This window comes from Sporosarcina sp. Y1011 (assembly GCF_057669885.1).
The window spans coordinates 1-3056 of record NZ_JBYHFP010000041.1; the positions used below are offsets into that span (position 1 = coordinate 1).

General features: G+C 39.3%; 3 protein-coding genes. 1 reads left to right on the forward strand and 2 read right to left on the reverse strand.

The features are described from left to right. Positions 1–77: 77 nt before the first annotated feature. Both AC25Y5_RS18865 and AC25Y5_RS18870 read right to left on the reverse strand, forming a co-directional pair. Positions 78–1091 (reverse strand): cation diffusion facilitator family transporter, encoded by a 1014-nt coding sequence (locus AC25Y5_RS18865; RefSeq protein WP_488141640.1) that lies wholly within the window; start codon positions 1089–1091, stop codon positions 78–80. A 12-nt stretch (positions 1092–1103) separates the two neighbouring features. Further along, complete coding sequence (locus tag AC25Y5_RS18870; protein WP_488141641.1) at positions 1104–1826, reverse strand: MgtC/SapB family protein; 723 nt, start codon at positions 1824–1826, stop codon at positions 1104–1106. Between the two features lie 109 nt (positions 1827–1935). Between AC25Y5_RS18870 and AC25Y5_RS18875 the strand changes: the two genes are divergently transcribed. Beyond that, a complete protein-coding gene (locus AC25Y5_RS18875) occupies positions 1936–2838 on the forward strand; it encodes a DMT family transporter (protein WP_488141642.1) in 903 nt (300 codons plus the stop codon). Positions 2839–3056: the final 218 nt, after the last annotated feature.

Here is a 3056-nt window from a genome sequence, read left to right on the forward strand (position 1 = left end):
CAAAAGTTAGATTTTGACTCTAACTTTTGGGGTGCACAACATTGGAGGAATACTCCATACGTGACGTTTTTTTATGCTTATTCTGGGAGTTTTGAATTAAACTGTTTTGACGCTTCTGGTAAATTGGATCTCATCCATGTAGATTCAACACCATCATCTTCATCGAATGAAATAAGGACGTCTCTCACACCCTTCTGATTTAGAACAATATCCATCAGCCTATCGCGCACATCATCGATATAAGCGAGGGTAAGAGCAGATTCTACTTCAGCTACAATTTCAACATGAAGAAATTCTCCTTCTTTAATAACTTCAATTCGTTGAATATCTTTTACATCTGGATCAGCTGCAACAAGATGTGTAATGTGATGAAGCATTTCCTCGTCGGTTTCTCCAATAGCTCCGCGTGCATTTTCTAGGAACACTTTGCCGACAACATAGAACATCATCATACCGATTAGGATAGATGCAATTCCTTCTGCTACAAGTAATCCTAGGAAATGGGCTATTAGTATAGCGGCAAATGCAAGAATACCACCTAATGTTGCAACAAAATCCTCCATGAATACTAATTTTGTGGCAGGCTTGGCACGATTGAGATTACGGAACCCGAGGGTGATCGGTGCAAAACCGCCCTTAACAACGCCAGTTTCATGAAGAACTTCTTTACCTGCTTTATAAAGGACGACGCATTCAAGAATGATCCCGATGCCAAGAACTGACAGGTTGATAACTAAATTTCTAATTCCACCTGATTCAGCTGGATTAATAACATGATGCCATCCACCTATAATTGCTTCATAAGACATAATTCCGACGATGATGACAGCACCAAGGCAAACTAAGTTGACTACCCTGCCAAATCCATTTGGATACTTTGGGGTAGGTGCTTTTTTAGACAAGGCCGAACCGATGAACACGAAAAATTGATTGGCTGCATCACCAAAGGAATGCATCATTTCAGCAAACATTGCAACGTTGCCTGTGAAGAAGAAGGCGGCAGCTTTTAAACAGGCGATAATTGTATTAACGATTGCTGCCAGTAGGGAAGGCTTGTTGCCTCCTTTTAATAGTCTTAATAAATCTCTCATAGTTTTCCTCCATTATGGAAATATTTCGATTTCAACCGATTCGATGTAAGGTAGTGTCGTTAGTTCGATGTACAAAAGGGAGGTTGCTTTTTTGGGAAGTGTTGAGAGTCGGAAATCTAGTTCGTGTTGAATTTTTTTATCATTTCCGATGATCTGTCGAATGCGTAAATTCTCGATGATCATGCTCTCAGCCTCTAGATAAGTAATTAGATCTTTTATCTTCGACTTATCAGATAACACTACAATGAAGGTAGCCTCTTTAGTTCTTAGTCTTTTTGGACCGAATTTACTAAGAGCAGGAGAGAGAACCTCGATAACAAACATCACGCTAAGGACAGCGAACGCAGCTTCAATATAAAACCCTGCTCCAACAGCTATCCCAATACTTGCCGCACCCCAAATCATTGCCGCAGTCGTCAAACCGGTAATGTTGTCATTATCCCGTCGCAGAATAGCCCCTGCTCCAAGGAAGCCAATTCCGCTAACAATTTGTGCGGCAAGTCTAAGTGGATCCATTGTTACGTTTATATCATCACGAGCTGGAACGAGATAAGCTGCTTCTATAGAGACGACTGTTAGAAGGCAACTAAAAGTGGCGATGACGGCACTAGTCTTTAATCCAATCGGCTTCTTTTTCATTTCCCTTTCTACACCAATTACTAAACTTAATACTAAAGCGAGTGTAATCTTTATTAAAACTTCAGGATACATTGCCTCGTTCGCAATCCAAGTCATGAGCCTTCCCCCTTAATGTCCTCTCTTTTTAACCATGTTATACTTACAATTATCTAATACCTTTAAAGTGTAATAGGTAACCCATTTTATTGAAAGAGATGTGTTAGAAATGGAAAGACCTGCAATTCATCCCTACATCCCAATAATCATCGGTGTAATTTCTGTGGCACTTTCAGCGATATTTGTAAAACTAGCTACGGCAGATGCGGGAGTTATTGCATTCTATAGAATGTTGTTCTCGGTTTTAATCATGTTGCCGCTCTTCTTAATGAAGTATAGGCATGAAGTTTTTACACTCAGCAAAAAGGATTGGACTTTTTCGGCAATAGCTGGGGTGTTCTTAGCGTTTCACTTCATATTATGGTTTGAATCTCTAAATTACACTTCAGTTGCAAGCTCAACGGTACTTGTTACATTACAACCGATTTTCGCTTTTGCCGGAACGTACTTTATATTTAAAGAGAAACTTGGTTTCAAAACAATTTTATCCGCACTAATAGCTCTATCGGGAAGTATCATCATCAGTTGGGGAGATTTTAAACTGAGCGGAACGGCTTTTTACGGAGATATGCTTGCATTGATTGCTTGTGCGCTTATCACCACCTATCTTTTATTCGGGCAAGATGTGCGTAAACGTCTCTCCCTTATTACTTATACGTTTGTTGTTTACTCGATTAGTACAATCACATTGTTTTTTTATGTACTTATCAAAGGAGAGTCGTTTGGACCTTATCCCGGTTCTGATTGGTTCTGGTTTGTCATGCTAGCTCTAATTCCGAATTTGTTGGGGCATACTCTTTTTAACTGGGCGCTCAAATGGGTTAGTACCAATGTAATATCCATCGGAATTCTCTTTGAACCAGTTGGAGCAGCTATTCTGGCGTTCTATATCTTTAATGAAACATTATCAATGTCCCAAGTAGCAGGCGGAATCATTGTCATAGCGGGGATTGTCCTGTTCGTAATAGACGGAAAAAAACTGCGGGAAAAATTCTTTTTCAAAAAGACTTGATTTATAGTGCTGACTTGTTGTATATTAATACATGTCCTCAGGGAGCGAGAAACAACGAGTGAAAAAGAAGTTAAAAAAGTTATTGACTCCTTCCAGAAGAAATGTTATATTAAAAAAGTCGCCATTACGACGACATCAAATGAAGTGTTTGAGAAACTTGATATTTTCTCTCACGAATGAACCTTGAAAACTGAACAGCAAAACATCAATGAGATATC

Coding starts and splice junctions, on each gene's coding strand:
- AC25Y5_RS18875 (WP_488141642.1), top strand. CDS start 1,936: ATGGAAAGACCTGCAATTCATCCCTACATCCCAATAATCATCGGTGTA.
- AC25Y5_RS18865 (WP_488141640.1), bottom strand. CDS start 1,091: ATGAGAGATTTATTAAGACTATTAAAAGGAGGCAACAAGCCTTCCCTA.
- AC25Y5_RS18870 (WP_488141641.1), bottom strand. CDS start 1,826: ATGACTTGGATTGCGAACGAGGCAATGTATCCTGAAGTTTTAATAAAG.